Origin of the sequence: Massilia sp. CT11-108 (assembly GCF_047302915.1) — a bacterium.
GTDB classification, from domain to species: Bacteria; Pseudomonadota; Gammaproteobacteria; order Burkholderiales; family Burkholderiaceae_D; genus Telluria; species Telluria orientalis.
This window is the reverse complement of record NZ_JBKYMO010000051.1, coordinates 1-19,932: the sequence shown is the minus strand read 5'-3', so window position 1 is coordinate 19,932 and position 19,932 is coordinate 1. Positions and strand designations below refer to the sequence as shown.

Here is a 19,932-nt window from a genome sequence, read left to right as displayed (position 1 = left end):
GCCTGCGCTCGCGCCCCACCACAGCGCCCGGCGCGGCGCGCGCATGGCCACGACGAGGACCAGCGCGCTCACCGACAGGAGCATGCGCAGCGGCTTTTCCTGCACGCTGAGCCGTTCGCCGCGCAGCAGCGCGCAGGCGAGCACGAACAGGAAGTGCAGCAGGAAGGCTAGCACGACCCAGCGTACCTGCGGCCAGTGGCGCACGAGCGCATCCCGGCTCGGTTTGAAGAATATCAAAGCGCTGGCCAGGAACAGGAAACTCGCAAGATTCACACCGAACGAGGTGACGAGGCTCAAAAAGGGTAACAGGAAGGCCAGGGTGCCGATCCAGACCCGCATCGGCTCCCTCGTGTTCGTCGGATTGCTGTTCATCGATGTTCTTGTGGGATACTCTTGCCCCTGATGGCACCTCGTAAAACCGTCGAGGTTTAGCGACGTGCCCAAAATATGGGAGTGTACACTGGACCTTATGCTTCACGCACAGACAATCTCGGTCGTGATCACCACCTATAACCGGCCAGACGCGCTGGAGGCGGTGGTGCGGGCATGTTTTATGCAGAACGACAAGAATTTCGAAATCATTATCGCTGATGATGGCTCGACTGCCAACACGCGTGCCTGCGTGGAGCGGCTGGCGGCGGCGTCACCGGTGCTTCTGCGCCACGTCTGGCAACCCGACCAGGGTTTTCGCGCCGCGATGGCGCGCAACCGCGGCACCCTGGCCGCGACGGGCGACTACATCATCTTCCTGGACGGCGACTGTATCCCCCAACGCGATTTCATCGCGCGCCATCGAATGCTGGCCGAGCCCGGGTGCCTCGTGTCGGGCAGCCGCATCCTGATGTCGGAGGCGCTGACGCGCCGGGTGCTGGACGACGGGATCGATGTAGGCGCCACGGCGCCGCTGACCCGGCTGGGATGGCGGCTGCGGGGCGACCTGAACAAGACGCTGCAGCCGCTGGGGCTGCGCTGGCCCGACCTGGGCCGCACGTCGCGCAAATTCACCTGGCGGCGTATCAAGAGCTGCAACCTGGGGGCCTGGCGCAGCGACCTGGAGAAGGTGAACGGCTTCGACGAGAGCTTCACGGGCTGGGGCCATGAAGATTCCGACCTCGTCGTGCGGCTGTTCCACGCGGGCGTGCGCCGCAAGGACGGCGCCTTTGCCACCGAGGTATTCCACCTGTGGCACCGCGAGGCGCAGCGCGACCAGGAGACCAGCAACCGCAAGGTCGTCCTCGAACGCGCTGCCAACAAGGTTACGCAGGCAACGATCGGGTTGCGCGAGCACGCGCAGCCGGCGCCGTAGCGGCCAAGCGGGTCTCCACCGGCGCCGCGTCCACGCGGAACACGCTGACCACCTGGGCCAGCTTCGCGGCCTGCTCCTGCATCGCTTCCGACGCGGCCGCCGCTTCCTCGACGAGCGAGGCGTTCTGCTGGGTCACCTGGTCCATCTGGGCGATGGCCCGGTTGATGTGCTCGATGCCCTCGCCCTGCTCCTGCGTGGCGCTGCTGATTGCACCGATCATCGTGCTGACCTTGTTCACGCTCGCGACGATCTCCTGCATCGTCGCGCCCGCTTCCTCCACGAGCTTCGCACCGTCGTCCACGCGCGCGACGGAATCGCCGATCAGGGCCTTGATTTCCCTGGCGGCCGTGGCGGAACGCTGGGCCAGGTTGCGCACTTCGCTCGCCACGACGGCAAAGCCCCGGCCCTGCTCGCCGGCTCTAGCCGCCTCGACCGCGGCATTCAGCGCGAGGATATTCGTCTGGAACGCGATGCCGTCGATGACACCGATGATGTCGACGATCTTGCTGGACGACGCGTTGATCGACGCCATCGTATCGACCACGCGCGCGACGACGACGCCGCCGCGGCCCGCCACTTCGGCGGCGGAATCGGCCAGCCGGCTCGCTTCGCGCGCGTTCTCGGCGCTGTTCTTCACGGTCGACGTCAATTCTTCCATCGACGCGGCCGTCTCTTCGAGCGAGCTGGCCTGTTCTTCCGTGCGGCTCGACAGATCCAGGTTGCCGCTGGCGATCTCGCGCGATGCCGTGGCGATCAGGTCCGTGCCCGAGCGCACGTCGGCGACGATGCCGGCCAGCGCGTCGCGCATGCGTTTCATGGCGGCCATCAGGCTCGCCTCGGCACCGGGCCGCACGGGTACATCCATGCCGAGGTCGCCGGCCGCGATACGCTGCGCCACCGCGACAGCGTCTTCCGGATCGCCGCCGATCGAACGCTCGACGCTGCGCACGATCATCCAGACGAGGCCCGTGAGCAGCGCGCCGATCACGGCCAGCCAGGCGGCTGCGCCAGCCAGCTGGGCATAGAAGGCGTGATCGAGGTCGTCGATGTACAGGCCGTTCATGAAATACCAACCCCAGGGCCGATACGCCTGGACATGGGTGAGCTTGGGTACCGGCTTGTCCGAGCCCGGCTTGGCCCACAAGTATTCGATGAAACCCGCGCCGTTCGCCTGCGCCGCGGCCATGCCGTCCGAATAAGGGTTATGGCCGTTCGAGTCGACGACCTTGCCGAGCGGGGAACCGATTAGTTCCGGCTTGATCGGATGCATCAGCACGGACTTGTCGTCGTAGACCGTGAAGTAGCCGTTGGCGCCGAAGCGCAGCGCCCGGGTCCGGGCCAGCGCCTGCTGTTTCGCATCGTCGAGGGACAATTTGCCGGCGGCGGCGAGGGCCGCGTACTCCTTGGCGATGGACGCGGCGATCTCGCTGGCGTTCGATAACTGGATCTTGCGCTCCTCGAGGCGCAATGCGCGGCTTTGCAGCGCGTTCACCGTGAACACGGCAAGAAGACAAACCCAGCTAAGTAATAAGGGGAGGAAGAGCTTACGACGAAATGTAATTTTCATATTGATCGGCGCCGTCTCCTGACGCGGTAAACACGGAAAATATCCGTAGATCAATATTTACCAATGACCACACTCAAACACAATGGCTCAGTTAAAACGGTAATGAATGTTAGCGGTCACTTTTAGTCGGACGCGGCGGCGGCGCAACACCTGTTAGCAAATTAACTTGCCATATGCACACGTGGCTTCGACAAGGCATCCATTAGAACAGCGACTTTTCCGATTTCACGACTGCACCTGGCGACCCAGGGCGAGTAACTCGGCGCCATGATGGGCCTGATGCCGGAAGGCGGCCGCCTGCTGGACATGGGCTGCGGCACAGGCTGGACCCGCGCGCTGAAGCCCGGCGGCATCTGCATCACGTCGGAACCGGGGCTGGGCCACGAGCGGCGCTCGGCGGCCATCATGCAGGAATTCGGCGCGAAAAAGGCTGGCTTCACGGGCTGGTCCGTGCATCCGCACGCCCAGTATCTCTACATCGCGCCGTACCGGCGCGCGCTCGTGGGCGCGTGCACGGTGCTGTTTTCCAGGCACCAGGCCGGCATCGTCATCCTCCGAAAAGCATGACGGCCTCAGTACTCGACCGCCACTTCCTTCGCGCCGAGGTGCAGCTCGAGCGCGTATTTCAGTTCGTCCGACGGCGCCACGCGCCAGGCGTCGCCCAGCTGCAGGGTGCACGGGATGCCCTGCGGCGTCACGCGCAGGCTGACCGGCAGCCCGTTCTCGTGGCGGTAAGGCTGCAGGATCTCGGCCAGCTTCGCCGGCGCGATCGTGCAGGCCACGTCCATCTCCAGCTTGTGGCCGTACTGGATGCGCGCGGTCGCGATGTCGAACACCTTCTCGGCCGTAATGCGCAGGCCGCCGTTGAAGCGGTCTTCCGACACTTTACCCACGACGAGCAGGAACTCGTCCTCGCGGAAGATGTTCTTGTGCTGCTCGAACAGCTCGTTGTAGATGGTGACCTCGACGACGCCGGACTTGTCGTCCAGCGACACGATGAGGATCTTGCCGCGCTGCGTGAGCTGCGTACGCACGCCCGTGATCACGCCGCACAGCATGCGCGGGTCGCGCGACGGTTCCAGGTCCTTCAGCTTGGTCTTGGCGAACCGGCGCACTTCCTGCGCGTACGAATCGAACATGTGACCGGACAGGTAGTAGCCCAGCGCGGTCTTTTCCTCGGCCAGCTTCTGGCGGTCCGTCCACGGCGTCGCCTTCACGTAGTCGGGCGGCGCGACGAGGTCGGAATCGTCGCCGCCGAACAGGCTGACCTGGTTGGCGGCGGCGGCGGCCTGTCCCGCCGCTTCCATCGCGAAGGCGACCGATGCCAGCAGCACCGCGCGGTCGATGCCGAAGCAGTCCATCGCGCCCGCACGGATCAGCGATTCGATCGTGCGGCGGTTGATCTGCTTGCGGTCGACGCGCTTGCAGAAGTCGAACAGGTCCTTGAACCTGCCGCCCGATTCGCGTGCCGCGATGATCGCCTCGATCGCGCCCTGCCCCGCGCCCTTCACGCCGCCCAGGCCATAGCGGATGTTTTTCACCGGCTTGCCCGTGACGGACGGCGGCGGGCCTTCCGGCGTGAAGCGGAACTGCGATTCGTTGACGTCCGGCGGCAGGATCGTCAGGCCGCACATGTCGATCGAGTCCTCGACGAGGATCTTGATCTTGTCCGTGTCTTCCATCGCGAGCGACATGTTGGCTGCCATGAACGCGGCGGTGTGGTGGACCTTCAGGTACGCCGTGTGATACGACAGCAGCGCGTACGCGGCCGCGTGCGACTTGTTGAAGCCGTAGCCCGCGAACTTCTCCATCAGGTCGAAGATCTCGTCGGCCTTTTCCGTCGTCAGGCCGTCCTTCGCGGCGCCGGCGCGGAAGATCGCGCGGTGCTCGGCCATTTCCTCGGCCTTCTTCTTGCCCATCGCGCGGCGCAGCATGTCCGCGCCGCCCAGCGAGTAGCCGCCGACGATCTGCGCCATCTGCATTACCTGCTCCTGGTAGACCATGATGCCGTAGGTCTCAGACAGGATCGACTCCGTGCGCGGGTCCGGGTAATCGAACTTTTCGCCGTGTTTCCGTTTGCAGAAGTCCGGGATCAGGTCCATCGGGCCCGGACGGTACAGCGCCACGAGCGCGATGATGTCCTCGAAGCGGTCGGGACGCGCATCCTTCAGCATGCCCTGCATGCCGCGGCTTTCAAGCTGGAATACGGCGACGGTCTTCGCGTCGGTCAGCAGCTTGTAGGTCGGCCGGTCGGTCAGCGGCAGCTTGGACAGCTCGAAATCCTTGTCGGCAGGATCGAGCGAGCGGATGTAGTTGACGGCGCGGTCGAGGATCGTCAAGGTGGTCAGGCCCAGGAAGTCGAACTTCACGAGGCCGGCCGCCTCCACGTCGTCCTTGTCGTACTGCGACACGACGCCGGCATCGCCGCCCTGCGTGTACAGCGGGCAGAAGTCCGTCAGCTTGCCGGGGGCGATCAGCACGCCGCCCGCGTGCATGCCGATGTTGCGGGTGATGCCTTCGACCTGCTGCGCGAGATCGAGCAGCTGCTTCACTTCTTCTTCGTTCTCGAGGCGCTCCTTCAGCATCGGTTCTTCTTCGATCGCCTCGGCGATGGACACCTGCTTGCCCGGCTTGAACGGGATCAGCTTCGAGATGCCGTCGCAGAAGTTATAGCCGAAGTCGAGCACGCGGCCCACGTCGCGGATCGCGCCCTTCGCCGCCATCGTACCGAACGTGGCGATCTGCGACACGGCGTCGCGGCCGTACAGGTCCTTCACGTGCTGGATGACGAGTTCCCGCTTTTCCTGGCAGAAGTCGATGTCGAAGTCGGGCATCGAGACGCGTTCCGGGTTCAGGAAACGTTCGAACAGCAGGTTGTATTTCAGCGGATCGAGGTCGGTGATCTTGAGCGCGTACGCGACGAGCGAACCCGCACCGGAACCGCGGCCCGGACCGATCGGCACGCCGTTGTTCTTGCCCCACTGGATGAACTCCGCCACGATGAGGAAGTAGCCCGGGAACTTCATCTTGATGATGGTGTTGTTCTCGAACTCCAGGCGCGCTTCGTAGCGCGGGCGCTCCTTCTCGCGCTGCACAGGATCCGGGTACAGCTCGACGAGGCGCGCTTCCAGGCCCTTCTTCGTTTCCGCGACAAGGAATTCGTCGATCGTCATGCCCGGCGTCGGGAAGTTCGGCAACTGCGGCTTCCCGAGCGTCAGCGTGACGTTGCAGCGCTTGGCGATCTCCACGGAGTTGGCCAAGGCACCCGGCAGATCCTTGAACAGTTCCGCCATCTCGGCCTGCGACTTGAAGCACATGCCTTCATTGAAGCGGCGCACGCGCTTGGCGTTGGCCAGCATCTCGCCCTCGGCGATACAGACGCGCGCTTCGTGGGCGATGAACTCGTCCTTGCTGATGAATTGCACCGGGTGCGTCGCGACGACGGGCAGCCCGAGCCGGTTCGCCAGCGCCACCGAATGGCGCACCTGCTGTTCCTGGTTCGGCTGGCCGGCGCGCTGGATCTCGACGTAGAAGTGCCCCGGGAAGATCTGCGCCCAGCGGCGCGCGCAGGCCTCGGCCTTGTCCAGGTCGCCGTTGTCGATGGCCTGGCCGATGTCGCCGAACTGCGCGCCCGACAGGACGATCAGGCCGTTCGATTGCGGCACGTCCGGCTCCAGCGTGGAGACCGACGTCGCGAGCGCTTCCAGCCACTCGACGCGGATCTCGGCCCGGCCCTTGTACTGGTTCGTCAGCCACGCCTTGGACACCAGCTCGCACAGCTGCAGATAGCCCGTCTTGTTCTTGCACAGGATGAGCAGGCGGAACGGCTTGTCGCGGTTTTCGTCGTTCGTGATCCACGCATCGACCCCGACGATCGGCTTGACGCCCTTGCCGCGCGCCGCTTTATAGAAGCGCACGAGGCAGAAGGCGTTGGCCAGGTCGGTGACACCCACCGCCGGCTGCTGGTCCTTGACGGCGGCAGCCACGAGGTCGTCAATACGGACGAGGCCGTCGACGATCGAGTATTCGGTATGGACGCGGAGGTGGGTGAAGATCGGGGAAGTCATCCTGTCATTTTACCTCGGACGGCCGAATCGGAGGGTTGCATCCAGGCACGGTGACGGTCTTGACAAGATCTCAGAACGCGTAATTGATGGCCCCGCCGAACACCCACTGGTTCGAACTCCCGCGCCGGTCCACGATGGGGCTGTCCTTCGCATCCCCCAGCAGCCGCTCATAGCGCCCGGCCAGGGTCACGCCCCAGTGCCGGTCGAACTGCGACGACAGCTGGAACGGGACCCGGATCGACATCAGCCCGCCCTCGGCCTGGTACGGCGTGCCGCCCCGCTCCGGGAACGCGGCGAGATCCGCACCGTTGATGCCGAAATACCGGTCCGCGAAATGGTCGCTCGCGAAAAACAGGCTGAAACCGGCCGAGCCAAGCACCGGCCGCCCGGCGATGCCTTGTGGAAACGGATAAAAATACGTCGCCTTGATGCTGCCCGTGGCGCCCGTGTACAGGTTGTTCGTGTTCCACGCGACGTCGCCGCTGAACACGATCTTGTGCAGCGGGTCGCCGGCCATCGGCATGTCGTAGCTGGCAAAGATGCCGAGCTCGGACGCGGCCGGGATCCGGCGCATCTGGCGCACGACGGCATCGTCGACGTCCGTGTCGCGCGTCGGCCGTGCCCGGTAGAGGAAGCCGGCCCTCAGGCTCTTCAGCTGGGCAAACGTCTCCGGCAGGTTCATATTGGACGGCAGCACGTTCAGCCTGACCTCGGGCCCGATCACGCGCAACCACATGCCATTGCCGAAGTTCGCGTGGAGGAAACCCGCGCCTTCGGGATGGTAGTCCTCGGAGCCGGGGAAGTCCGGTAGCCCGAACGCACCCGCCCCCACCATATTGACTTCCTGCGGCATCTCGACCGGGATCACTTCCTGCGCGCCCGCGTGCGCCGCGAACAGGAGGGCGCCGGACACCGCGAGACCGGCCTTGAACAACGTTGGCTTCGTCATGATTCACCCCTCGATGAAAGATGCAAACCATCCTAAGGGGAGACGTCAATACGGCTGTTTGCGGCGGCTCATATGCGCCAGCGAACTTTTATGAAGATTAACTGTCGAGCCAAGCGGGGCAGCATGCTGTCTGTGGTGCTGCCGCCACGCATGGCACTGCGGCTGGCTTATAATAGAGGGCTTCATTCCACGCTCCTCCGCTTTAACGATCATGCACGTCAATATCGCCGCCTACAAGTTCGTCACCCTCGACAACCTCGAAGAATTGCGCCCGCAATACCAGGCGAAGTGCAACGAGCTGGGCCTGAAGGGCACCGTCCTGCTGACGCCGGAGGGCATCAACATGTTCGTGTCCGGCCCGCGCGCGGAGATCGACCAGTACCTCGCCTGGGTGCGCAGCGACGCCCGCCTGGCCGACCTGGAGTGGAAGGAAAGCGTGTCGACCGAACAGTCGCACCGCCGCATGCTGGTTCGCATCAAGAAGGAAATCATCACGATGCGCATGCCGCTGATCAAGCCGGAACTGGGCCGCGCGCCCTCCGTGGCGCCGAAGACGCTCAAGCGCTGGCTCGACCAGGGCCATGACGACGACGGCGTCCCGGTCGTCATGATGGAAACCCGCAACGCGTTCGAAGTCGACGTCGGCACGTTCGACAACACGCTCGACTACCGCATCGACAAGTTCAGCGAATTCCCGGACGTCGTCGAGAAACACAAGGACGAGCTCAAGGGCAAGACCGTCGTGACGTTCTGCACGGGCGGCATCCGTTGCGAAAAAGCCGCGATCCACATGCAGAACATCGGCTACGACCGCGTTTATCAACTCGACGGCGGCATCCTGAAGTATTTCGAGGAAGTGGGCGGCGACCACTACACGGGCGACTGCTTCGTGTTCGACTACCGTACCGCCCTCAATCCGAAGCTGGAACCGACGGAAACCGTGCAATGCTTCGCGTGCCGTGCCGTCGTGACGCCGCGTCAGCAGCTGGCGCCGGAGTATGTGGTCGGCAAATCGTGCCCGCATTGCGCGGGTGGCAAGGCAACGGTCGAATCCGCCGCCGGGGACGCCGCGGCCGCGCAATAAAAAACTCCCGCTCGATACTGCAGCGGGAGCCGGCACGTTTCGGTTCACGATCGCGTCTTGCGCAAAGTGCGTGCCATCCACACCGATTCAAGCCACGAAATGCGGCGCTTCGACGCCCTGGGCGCTGCCCACGATCTGGGCGATATTGGCATCGATGACGCCCGGGTCGCGCGCCATGGCGGCGCTGGCGAGGTCGACGATCGAGTCGATCAGGCCCGCCGAGATGTCGAACGCCTTCGGTCCCATGTAGGCCGAGATCTCGGCCGCAGTGTCGAGGTGGTTCGTGTACTCGACGGCGACGGCGAGGCGGCCGTTGAACACGACACTGTCGGCATTGTGCGCCGTCTGCGCCGCCTTGACCATCTCGCTGACCACGTGCTCGATGCTGAGGATGTGGTTGTCGAGGGCGTCGGTCCAGAATTTCACGCCTTCCGCATCGCCTTCGCGGCCAAACATGTTGTGGTACACCGCTTCCACCACGTCGTGGTTGCTCTTGCCGCCGTAATTCGCCTGGTATTCAGCCGACGTCGCGAAGTCGTGCTGGATCTGCGTGATCACGTTCGGATCCTGGTTCATGGCGCTGACCCAGAAGTTCAAGCCTTCCGGATCCGCGGGACGTCCGAAATATTCCACGTACAGCTTCTGAATCTCACTCACATTGTCAGCCATCGCTGCCTCCATGTAACGGTTGTGAATTCATGCTACATGAATTGATGGACGGGAGGCGCACCGAACTCAGGCGCAACAGACTGAGTTCCTCATGGATAGTATTTCTTAAGAGAAGTAACTGCTTACATTACGGAGTGTAATTGTTACTTCTCGGATAGCCAACAAAAAGGCCCGCTGCGCGGAACGCAGCGGGCCTCGTGCATGCAGGGCAGAAAAAGTGTCAGCGGAAGTATGCCGCCACTTCGCGCACATCGCTGTCACCGAGCGTGCCGGCCGCGGCGCGCAGGCGCAGCAGGCCGAGCAGGTAGGAATAGCGCGCCTGGGCGAGATCGCGCTGGCTCGAGTACAACTGTTGCTGGGCATTCAGCAGGTCGAGATTGATGCGCACGCCGCCCTTGATGCTCTGCTCGGTGGCGACCATCAGCTCCTTGCCGGACGCGACGGCCTTTTCCAGCGCCGTGACCTTGGCCACGCTGTTCTGCACGAGGTCGTACGCCTTGCGCAGTTCGACCAGCACCTGGTTCGTGCGGTTGTCCAGGTCGGACTGGGCGCGGTTCCAGTTGTCGGCGGCCTGGCGCGTCTGCGCGCTGATGGCGCCGCCCTGGTAGATCGGGATGTTCACCTGCACGCCGATCGTGCGGTTCACGGAGTTCTGCTGGTAAGTCTGCAGCGACGCCGAGTCGTCCTTGCTGTACGCCGCAATGAAATCCACGCGCGGCGCGTGGCCCGCCTTGTTGCGCTGGATCTCCAGGCGCGCGTTCTCGACGCCGAGGCGTGCGGACAGCAGTTGCGGATTGTGCGCGAGCGCGATGCTGCGCCACTCGTCCATCGACGCGGGCTTCAGCGGCTGGAAGTGGAAATTCGTCCCGAGCTTGTCGAGCGTGCCGGGCTCCATGCCGATCACGCCGGCCAGCGTGTCGCGCATGGCCTGGGCGTTATCCTGCGTTTCCACCAGCTGGGCTTCGGCGAGGTCGAACCGCGCCTTGGTCTCGAGCATGTCGGTCTTGGTGCCCTCGCCTTTTTCGAACAGGCGCGCGTTGACCTTCATCTGCTCCTGGTACATATCGCGCTGCACGCGCGCGAGCTCCACCTGGTCTTCGGCGAACAGGGCATCGGCATAGGCGCCGACGACGCGCAGGATCACGTCGTTCGTATCCGCCTCGAACTGCTGGGCACCCTGCTTCGCCTGGACCTTGCCCTGGCGGTAGCGCACGACGCCGTCCAGGTTCAGGATCGGCTGGCGCACCTGGATGGCGGACGACCGGCTGATGTAGCGCGGGTGGCTCGGAAACCACATCTGGGCTTGCGACGAATACTGGTTGAGGTCCGCCACGTTGCGGTTCGCCGAATAGCTGGCCGACACCTGCGGCAGCAGGTTCGACCGCCCGAGGATCTCGTTTTCCTTCGCCGATTCCTTCTCGAAGTAATGCATGCGGTACTGCGGATCGTTCTTCAGTGCCGCCTCGTAGGCCTGTTGCAGGCTGATCGCGCCCGCGTTGCCGGCGGCCAGCGCCAGCAGTGCGGCCGCGGCCACGGCCGTCCTGATCGCTCGCGCCATCGTCATTCCTCGCTCATCGACGAATGGGCACGGTCGAAGACCGGCTTGAGCAGGTAGCTCATCATCGTGCGCTCGCCCGTCTTGACGAACAGTTCCGCCGGCATGCCGGGGCGGATGGCCATGTGGTGGGCGGCGATCATCTTCGCGCCTTCCGGCGTCACCTTCACGCGCACCTTGTAGTACGGGACGCCCGTGTGCTCGTCGACGCTGCGGTCGGCGGACACCGTCTCGACCTCGCCCGGGATGCGCGGCGTGCGGTTGGCATTAAAGGCCGAGAAGATCAGCTCGGTCGGCAGGCCCTTGTGCACCTTGTCGACCAGGTTGACGGCCAGCTGGCCTTCGACGATCAGCGGATCGTCGGCCGGCACGATGTCCATCATCTTGAAGCCCGGCGGCACGACGCCGCCGTTGGTGAACACGGCGAGGTTGACGACGGTGCCGTCGACCGGCGCCTTGACGTCGACGTTCGACAGTTCGAATTGCTGGGCGCTCATGCGCGCGCCCTGGGCTTCGGCCTCTTTCTGCGTCTCGCTCAACTGGGTGCGCACTTCCTTCTGGTAGTCCTGCACGCGCTGCGCCTTGCGCAGGGTCAGTTCCATCACCTGGCGCTGGGCGCGGCCGATGTTGCCGATGTCTTCCGAGATCTCGCCCTGCAGCTGGGCATAGGTGCGCTCCAGGTCCAGCAGGCGGTTGCGGGCGACGTAGCCATCCTTCGCCAGGTCGCGCATGCCCGCGAGCTGTTCCTTGAGGAAGCCCATCTGGGCCTTCTTGCTCTCGCGGCCTTCCTGCAGGCCCTGGATCTGCAACTTGAGGCCGGCGATGTTCTCGTCCACGCCGCCCAGCTCGCTCTGCAGCGACGCCTGGCGCGAGGCCAGCAGCTGGGTTTGCAGGGTCATCGTCTCGGCCACGCGCGGATCGCCGGCGCGCTTCGTCAGCTCGTCCGGGAAGCGGATGGTCTTCGCGCCGGCCTGCTCGGCCAGCAGGCGCGCCTCGGTGGCGCGCGCGTTGAGGTACTGGGCCTCGGTGATGTCGTAGCCGGCCTTGGCGGTGACGCCGTTCATGCGGACGAGCACCTGTCCCGCCTTCACGACGTCGCCATCCTTGACGAGGATTTCCTGGATGGTGCCGCCGGTCTGGTGCTGCACGGCCTTGCGGTTCGATTCCTTCGCGACCGTGCCGGACATCGGCACGCCCTTGTCGAGCGGCGCGAACGCGGCCCACAGCAGGAAACCGACGACGCCGAGCAGGACGATGAGCCAGCCCAGGCGCGCATAGGCGCGCGCGTCGGTGTTGACGGTCAACGGCTCGACGTCATGGGTGATGACTTCGGTGGCCGCGGGCTTGCCCGCTTCCTTGTGCGCATCGTTGTGTTTCACGAGCTTCATTATTTGCTTCCTTGTTCCGTCGTTGCGGGCGCCTGCTGCATGGCCTGGGCACGCGCCTGCGCGGCCTGCTGGGCGGCCTGCTGCTGGGCGGCGGCCTGCTGTTGCGCCGCCTTCTGGTTCGCTTCCTGGAGGGCGGCCAGCACCTGGTCGGTCGGGCCGAACATCTGGCCGACGCCGTCGCGCATCACGAGCAGCTTGCTGGTGGCGCCGATGATGCTGGTGCGGTGCGTGATCAGGACGATCGTCTTGCCGCGCCGGCGCAGGTCGAGCACGGCCTGCACGAGCGCCTGTTCGCCGATCTCGTCGAGATTCGAATTCGGTTCGTCGAGGACGATCAGCGCCGGATCGCCGTACATGGCGCGGGCCAGGCCCAGGCGCTGCTTCTGGCCGCCGGACAGGCCGGCGCCGGCGTCGCCCAGCGGCGTGTCGTAGCCTTTCGGCAGGTGCAGGATCATGTCGTGCACGCCCGCACGCTTGGCGGCCTCGACCACTTTTTCCGGATCGACTTCGCCGAAGCGGGCGATGTTGTCGCTGACGGTCCCGCCGAACAGTTCGATGTCTTGCGGCAGATAGCCGATGTTCGGGCCCAGTTCGCCCTTGTTCCAGCTGTAGATGTCGGCGCCGTCGAGGCGCACCTTGCCGCCCGCGGCCGGCCAGACGCCCACCAGCAGGCGCGCCAGCGTCGACTTGCCGGAGCCGGACGGACCGACCACGCCGAGCGCGTCGCCCGGCGCGATGGCGAACGACAGGCCGCGCACGACGGCCTGCGCCGCGCCCGGCGGCGCCGCGGTGACGCCTTCGACCGTCAGGATGCCTTCCGGCTTGGGCAGTTCCATGCCGGCGCTGCGCTCGGGATTACCGTTCAGCAGCTCGGCCAGGCGGCCGTAGGCGCTGCGGGTACTGGCCCACGATTTCCACACGGCGATCACCTGCTGCACGGGCGCCAGCGCGCGGCCCACGAGAATGGACGCGGCGATCATCATGCCCGGGGTGATGCGGCCGTCGATCGCCAGCAGCGCGCCGAAACCGAGCACGCCGGACGTCAGCGAGGACTGGACGAACTTGGTGATGGCGCCGACGACGCCGGCCTTCTGGCTGGCATCCGCCTGCAGGTTCAGGAAGCGGCTGTGCAGCTTGAACCAGCGGCTCATCAGGTTGGGCAGCATGCCCATCGATTCGATGACTTCGGCGTTGCGCAGGTTGTTGGTCGCCAGCGTGCCGGCCATGATCGCCATGGTGTTGGCTTCGCTGAGCGGCGCGCGCGACAGTTTTTCGTTGACGACGGCCAGCACGATCAGCACCGCGGTACCGCACAGCGCGAACAGGCCGAGCCAGGGCTCGAAGAAGAAGATGACGATCAGGTAGATCGGGAACCACGGCGCGTCGAAGAACGCGAACAGCGCGTTACCGGTCAGGAACTGGCGCAGGTTCGTCAGGTCGTTGAGCGCCTGCCCCGCGTTGCCGCCCGCCTTCTTGAGGTTCTGCTCGAAGGCCGCCGTGTAGACGCGCTTGTTCAGCATCATGTCGAACTTGGCGCCCACGCGCACGAGCACGAAGCTGCGCATCATTTCCAGCGCCGAGAGCAGCAGGAAGCCGCCGAGCATGATCAAGGTGAGCATGAGCAGCGTGACCCCGTTGCGGCTCGCCAGCACGCGGTCGTAGACCTGCAGCATGTACAGCGAAGGCACGAGGGCCAACAGGTTCGTGATGGCACTGAACGTGCCCACGGTCACGAAGGTGCTCTTGAAGCTGCGTAGCGCGAGCTCGATCTCGTTCTTGGGTTGGGATTGTTTGTTGTTCATCTTCAGGCCGTCGTTGAGGTGCTTGATGGATGGAAATATCCAATATCAAGCAGACGCGACATTATCGCCTAAAAGATCGAGAAAATGTGACGAGGATCACATTTTAATAACGAGTTTGATTAAATCTCGGAGAGGTTGGGCCGCTACGTTGGTAACAACAGACAAAACACAAAGGGCCACGCTTTGCAGCATGGCCCCTGAAGGACATGGTTGGCTCCGGGACCGGTGCGTGTTATCCATCCGGCCGACACCCAGCAGATATGCTCCGCATTCGACAGCACTACAGAAGTCGCGACAACCGTTCCGCCGAACCCGCCCTGCCCTTGTCATTCAGTGCCATCCGCCGGAGCGGATGGCAACCGAAGCATCGATTAGACGATGAAGAAGTGGTCGGTGCCAGCGTCTTCGGCGAAGTTCTTGATGCCGGTGATGCCAGCCAGCTGGACCAGCGTGTCGGTCGCGCCGCCCTGGACGAACACGTAGGAGTTACCCAGGTATTCGAACACAACAGCGGAGCCAGCGACGGTAGCGGCGCCGTCAGCCAGGCCGACAGCATCAGCCAGGGTCGACGGGCCGGCGCCGGTGAAGCTCAGCACGCCCTTCGAGATCTGGCCGCCATCGGCAGCAACGGTACCCGAGAACGACAGCACGTCGGCGTCGGCGATCGCGGCCTTCTTGGCGTCCGCGTCCGAACCGACGGCAGCGGCGGCCGTCTTCTCGAAGCCCGAGATCGACTCGAAATTGCCGGTGCCGGTCGTCGAAGCGCTGGTGATGGTGATCATGTCAGCGCCCGAGCCCAGCTTGATGGTGCCGCCGTTGACGACGTCAGCCAGCGAAGCGGTCAGGCCACCGGTTGCAGCCGATGCGTCGATCGTTACCAGCTTGGCTGCGTCAACCGAGTCGATCACCAGTTTGCTTGCGCCGGTCACGGTGAGCGTGGTCAGCTCAGCGCCGTCCAGCGCCAGGTGGTTTTCGGCGTTCGCGCCGCCCGAGGTGACAGCGACGGTCGTCGCTTTCGCAGCGGACAGGGTCAGTGCGGCGACGTTGTCGGCACCGGCAGCTTTCGTTGCGCCGACGAACGACGAGTCGAACACGACTTTCACGCCTTTGGCGTTGATGGCGTTGACAGCTGCGTCAGCATCGAAAGCATTGGTGGTGGCAGCGTCGCCCGACTCGTCCTTGTCCAGCGTGATGGTCAGATCGCCAGCGACCTTCTGCGTGATGCTCAGCGCATTGTGGAAATCGGTGTCGCCGGTGACGCGGTAGCCCACGCCCGCACCCACGTTCAGCAGGGCAGCGTTGGTACCGACGTCGCCCGAAGCGACGATTTCGGTGACGGTGTTCTTCAGCGACAGGATGTCGATGTCCAGGCCTTTGTTCAGGCCCTTGGCATCGAATGCGTCGAAGTTGCTGAAGGCACCCACGTTGGCCGAACCCACCAGGTTCAGCAGCAGGGTGTCGCTGCCAGCGCCGGCGTCGATCTTGTCGCTCGCGCCGATAGCCACGGTCGAGGTGAAGGTGTCGTTGCCTGCGCCCAGGTCGACGTTCAGCGCGCCGGTGTTGCGGGCGGTGACGTTCACGGTGTCGTTGCCGTCACCAGCGGTGATCGTCACGATGCCGTCGCCCGATGCGTTGACGGTGATCTTGTCGTTGCCTGCGCCGGTGTTGACGGTGGCGTTGGTCTTGTCCTTGACGGTTGCGGCGGCCAAGGTCACATCGTCGTTACCCGAACCGGTCTTGATGGTGGCAACGGTCGTTGCGCCGGTGTAGGTGATGGCGCCGGTGCTTGCGCTGGCGTCGACCGCGGTGACTGCCTTGCCGGTGCCGTTGTTGTTGACCGTCAGGTTGGCGGCAACAGCGGTGTTGACCATCACCGTCTGGACGTCCTTACCGCCGGTGATGTTCAGATCGATGCTGCCTTTGACGACGGTGCCGCCCACGATGACCGTAGCCAGCGCGCCCGCATCGGTGTTAGCCTTCACGGTCACGTCAGCGCCTTCCGCTGCCTTGTCCAGAGCGATGGTTGCGGTAGCAGCAGCGTCAGCGGCAGTGACGGTCACGCCGGCAGCAGCCAGGCTGTGGAAGCCAGCGGTCGTGGTTGCAGCCAGATTGGTGACGTTGGCAGCAGCACCGGTCTGCCACAGGGCGGTCACGCCGACGTATTTCGAAGCATCGGTCAGGTCGATATCAGCAGCAGCGCCGGTGTTGAAGATGTTGACGGTTTCGATGTTCTTGATCGTGGCGCTGGCCGGGATCGAAGCGTTATAGGTACCGTCGGTGTAGATGTTCAGCGTGTCCTTGCCTGCGCCGCCATCGATCGAGTCGAATGCGCTCAGAGTGTTTGCATCTTCAGAGTTAGCGTTCACATTCAGCGCGTTGAACACGTCGTTGCCGCTCGTGCCGACCAGCGCATCGACGCCCGAGGTCACGGAGAAGGTCGTGCCATTGACGACATTACCCAGCTTTTCGATGGTGTCGTTGATGTTGGCCTGGTATGCGGTCACGTCGGTGCTGCTGTTCACGCCCAGCAGCAGCGCACGTGCGGCTGCAGCGGCTGCGTCGCCGGCGAACGAGGTGATCTCGGCCGGGGTGTCCAGTGCGGTCGTGAAGGCGGTGGCGACGGCCAGCTTGTGCTGCACGGTCAGTGCGTCCAGCTTGCCCTGGTCCGACGTGTTGGTCAGTGCTGCCTGGGTGATGGCGGCGGCGGCGTTGGCCTTGGTCAGTTCGCCGGTGGTGATGGCGTTGACCCAGAAGTCGAAGCCGGATTTGTCGGCGTCACGGCCCAGGACGTTCTGGTAGATGGCGTTGACGAATTTGCCGATGCCGATCTGGCTGTTGTCGTTGCCGTACAGGGCAACCGATTCAGCCGACGAGTTGAAGCTGTTCACCAGTTGGGACAGGGCCGTGGTGCCTGCCTTGTCGGCCTGCACAGCAGCTTGCACTTTAGCAAAGTCCGTCGGTGCGCCCATCTTGTCGAGGGCTGCCGAGAAATTCTGCAGGCCATAGTAGTCGGCCGGACGGCCGAAGTACGAAACGTACAGTTGCTGCACTACGCTGGTGTAGTCTTGTGCTGCCATGATGTGAAATCCTTTAAAGATTGTGGTTTAAACCGAAGTCTGCTACCGGTTCGCGTGCCGAGATACGGAACGCTATTTGCAGAACTGCGAAGTATATTGCCAGACCACCAAAGTAACGTTGTGACAGCCATCACAAAGCTACGAATTTTTACTTCATTAATACAATTTATTTACACGTTATTTCCGATACTCACGCATTTCCACGCGGTGGCGGTATTTTCAGCGCCCCCACAGCGTGGCGCCGCTGACGGTAATGCCGGGCGTGGCGGAATTCTTGAAGATATAACCCGCCTGTTCGGCGTTCGAACCGCCCAGATAGCCGCGGATGATGGTGGGCGAGCCGATTCCCTCATACAGCATCCCCTTGTCGGTAATCACGCCGTTACCGATGACGTCGGCACGATCATTTCCCGCTCTCACGTCCAATGACGTGGAAAACGTTCTTTTGGAAAAGTCCATACTCAACTGCCCTGACTGGATATTGGCAGGGCGGTCGCCGATGCTATTCGACATGATCGCTTCGCCACTCATCAATTTGAATGCGGCCGTGCCGTCCCTCGGAAGTACAAGCTCCGAATTTTTTACGCGGGTAATGGCATACGGCGCGTAATACGTGGCAATTTCCACATCCGGATCGCCGATACGCCCCGGTTGTGCCGGCAGGCCGGCGAGCGCCTGCCAGCGGCCCCAGAAGATCTCCGGCGGCGACGGCGGCAACGGTTTCGGCGGCGCCGGGTCGTTGATCACGACGGGCGGCGGCGTGACGACCGGCGGCGGGTTGTTCGACGCCGGCGGGGGCGTCACGGGACGCGCGCTGTTCAACGACTGCTCGGACCGCTGCGGATCGAGGTTGACCTGGGCCGCCGGCGTCGCCGACAGCGCCTGCTTGGCGGCGGGTTCGTCGCTGCGCGGCTTTTCCGTCTGGTCCGGCGCCAGCGCCGGGTTCTGCAGCAGCTGCGGCACGCTGGTGCCGCGCTCCACCTGCAGCAGCAGGCCCGCCTGGGCGGCAAACAGTTCGCGTGCGCTGCGGCCCTCGCAGGGGCCCGTGCCCGCGGCCGTGCAGTTGGCGCCGAAACCGCTCATCACGACGCCGCCGGACAGCACGGTCACGCGGGTGGTCTGCTGGTCGGTGTACACGGTGAAGTCGGTCCCGCGCACGCCGATCGCGGCGACGGGCGTGTTGAAGCGGAAATTCTGCCGCGCCTGCTTGACGCCCTGGCCGGAAATCGCCCGCGCCACGCCCTGCAGGAGCTCGAGCTTGACCTGCGTCTTCGACGGATCGGCCTTGTCGATCGAATACGTGACGACGCGCGCCGTACTGTTCGGGCGCAGGATCAGGAAACCGTTGTCGACGGTCTTCATATAGATATAGCCGTCGGCGCCGGTCGACAGTTCGTCGCCCTCGCCCACCGCGGCATCGACGGCGGCGGCGTGGCGGCCGACTTGGGCCTGTCCGGCAGTGAATACGACACGCCCGGCCTCGGCGGCGTACGCCATGTCGACAAGCGACCACATCAGGCCGGCGGCCAGGGCGAGTTTTTTCAGCATAGAGTCCTCCATAACTAGCATTGTCCTGACGCAAATGCTAAAGTCTGTGACCGTCGTCACAAGTAACGATTGTTGCACTGAGGATTGGTTCAAGCAACATATAATTCCAGACTAACAAGCAGTTATACTTCGACATTCGCCAGCGTCCTGCGCCCTTCGTCTTCTTTATTGATGAGATTTCCCGGTTTCCTGCGTACCACCTTGCGCGATACAGGCGTCCTGCGCGGCCTGATCGCGCTCGTGGCCCTGGCCATCGGGGGCTGGCTGCAGTGGCATGACGGCCCCGCTTTCACGGCCGCGGCCAACGAATGGTTGCGCGACAAAACCATCCAGTTGCAGGCGAAAACGGCACCGGAACGGCGCGTGCTCGTGATCGACATCGACGAAAGCAGCGTCGCGCAGCTGCCGTGGCCGTGGCCCCGCGCGCGCATCGCCGACCTGGTCGAACTGGTGCTGGCGGACGGCGCCCGCGGCGTCGCACTGGACGTCCTGCTCGAGAAACCGGCCGATACGTCCGGCGACATGCGCCTCGCCATGCTGGCGAGCCACGGCCCCGTCGTGCTGGCCCAGATGTTCGACTACCTGCACGACGCCGCGCCCCTCGCGAGCGGCCGGCTGATCGGCGGCCTGCCTGCCCGGGCAGCGGCCGGCACCCCGAGCGCGCACGGCTACCTGGCCAACCACGCGACATTCGCAGTGGCGCGTCACGCCGGCAACATAGGCGTGCTGCCCGACGCGGACGGCACCTTGCGCCGCCTGCCGATGCGGACCATGTACCAGGGCCAAGTCTATCCTACGCTCTCGCTCGCCTTACTCGAATGTTGCGGCGCCGCGACAGCCGCCGTGCCGCCGGTGCGCCCGGTGGAGCGCATCCCCTATTCCCGCGCCTGGTCGGCGTACGACGTCGTCAAGGCGCGGGA

Annotated in this window: 13 protein-coding genes and 1 pseudogene; 4 read left to right on the top strand and 10 right to left on the bottom strand. The window is 64.3% G+C overall.

The window, feature by feature from the left end; all coding sequences use genetic code 11:
* Positions 1-372 (bottom strand): annotated as a pseudogene (locus ACEN88_RS07245) (O-antigen ligase family protein); the annotation flags it as partial.
* Between the two features lie 97 nt (positions 373-469).
* On the opposite strand from ACEN88_RS07245, the gene ACEN88_RS07240 reads away from it, so the two are divergent.
* Positions 470-1,306 carry a glycosyltransferase family 2 protein gene (locus ACEN88_RS07240; RefSeq protein ID WP_413338311.1) on the top strand — a complete coding sequence of 279 codons (837 nt, stop codon included), beginning with the start codon at positions 470-472 and terminating at the stop codon, positions 1,304-1,306.
* Here ACEN88_RS07240 and ACEN88_RS07235 read toward each other — a convergent pair.
* Positions 1,257-2,798, bottom strand: coding sequence for a methyl-accepting chemotaxis protein (locus ACEN88_RS07235; protein WP_413338309.1), 1,542 nt, complete (start codon positions 2,796-2,798; stop codon positions 1,257-1,259). The two genes, ACEN88_RS07240 and ACEN88_RS07235, sit on opposite strands and share 50 nt — an antisense overlap.
* A 342-nt stretch (positions 2,799-3,140) precedes the next feature.
* Here ACEN88_RS07235 and ACEN88_RS07230 point away from each other — a divergent pair, with 342 nt between their 5' ends.
* Positions 3,141-3,440 (top strand): hypothetical protein, encoded by a 300-nt coding sequence (locus tag ACEN88_RS07230; RefSeq protein WP_413338307.1) that lies wholly within the window; start codon positions 3,141-3,143, stop codon positions 3,438-3,440.
* A 5-nt stretch (positions 3,441-3,445) separates the two neighbouring features.
* Here the strand turns inward: ACEN88_RS07230 and dnaE are convergent, their stop codons facing one another.
* Together dnaE and ACEN88_RS07220 are read right to left on the bottom strand one after the other, a co-directional pair.
* A complete protein-coding gene (gene dnaE / locus ACEN88_RS07225; protein ID WP_413338305.1) occupies positions 3,446-6,940 on the bottom strand; it encodes a DNA polymerase III subunit alpha in 3,495 nt (1,164 codons plus the stop codon).
* A gap of 70 nt (positions 6,941-7,010) precedes the next feature.
* Positions 7,011-7,889, bottom strand: a complete 879-nt coding sequence (locus tag ACEN88_RS07220; protein WP_413338303.1) for a MipA/OmpV family protein — start codon at positions 7,887-7,889, stop codon at positions 7,011-7,013.
* A gap of 211 nt (positions 7,890-8,100) precedes the next feature.
* Between ACEN88_RS07220 and ACEN88_RS07215 the strand changes: the two genes are divergently transcribed.
* Positions 8,101-8,973, top strand: coding sequence for a sulfurtransferase (locus tag ACEN88_RS07215; RefSeq protein WP_413338302.1), 873 nt, complete (start codon positions 8,101-8,103; stop codon positions 8,971-8,973).
* 87 nt (positions 8,974-9,060) lie between these two features.
* Here ACEN88_RS07215 and ACEN88_RS07210 read toward each other — a convergent pair whose 3' ends face one another.
* From ACEN88_RS07210 to ACEN88_RS07185, 6 genes are all read right to left on the bottom strand, one after another.
* Positions 9,061-9,630 carry a DUF4214 domain-containing protein gene (locus ACEN88_RS07210; RefSeq protein ID WP_413338300.1) on the bottom strand — a complete coding sequence of 190 codons (570 nt, stop codon included), beginning with the start codon at positions 9,628-9,630 and terminating at the stop codon, positions 9,061-9,063.
* 232 nt (positions 9,631-9,862) lie between these two features.
* On the bottom strand, positions 9,863-11,200 hold the full coding sequence (locus ACEN88_RS07205; RefSeq protein WP_413338298.1) for a TolC family outer membrane protein: 1,338 nt from the start codon (positions 11,198-11,200) through the stop codon (positions 9,863-9,865).
* A gap of 2 nt (positions 11,201-11,202) precedes the next feature.
* Positions 11,203-12,585 carry an HlyD family type I secretion periplasmic adaptor subunit gene (locus ACEN88_RS07200; RefSeq protein ID WP_413338296.1) on the bottom strand — a complete coding sequence of 461 codons (1,383 nt, stop codon included), beginning with the start codon at positions 12,583-12,585 and terminating at the stop codon, positions 11,203-11,205.
* On the bottom strand, positions 12,585-14,387 hold the full coding sequence (locus ACEN88_RS07195; protein WP_413338294.1) for a type I secretion system permease/ATPase: 1,803 nt from the start codon (positions 14,385-14,387) through the stop codon (positions 12,585-12,587). The genes ACEN88_RS07200 and ACEN88_RS07195 overlap by 1 nt, the downstream gene beginning before the upstream one ends.
* 371 nt (positions 14,388-14,758) lie before the next feature.
* Positions 14,759-17,464, bottom strand: a complete 2,706-nt coding sequence (locus tag ACEN88_RS07190) for a DUF4214 domain-containing protein (protein WP_413338292.1) — start codon at positions 17,462-17,464, stop codon at positions 14,759-14,761.
* A 219-nt stretch (positions 17,465-17,683) separates the two neighbouring features.
* Positions 17,684-19,012, bottom strand: a complete 1,329-nt coding sequence (locus ACEN88_RS07185; protein WP_413338290.1) for a FecR domain-containing protein — start codon at positions 19,010-19,012, stop codon at positions 17,684-17,686.
* 201 nt (positions 19,013-19,213) lie between these two features.
* Between ACEN88_RS07185 and ACEN88_RS07180 the strand changes: the two genes are divergently transcribed.
* Positions 19,214-19,932, top strand: a 719-nt coding sequence (locus tag ACEN88_RS07180; RefSeq protein ID WP_413338289.1) for a CHASE2 domain-containing protein, incomplete at its 3' end; no start/stop codon positions are given.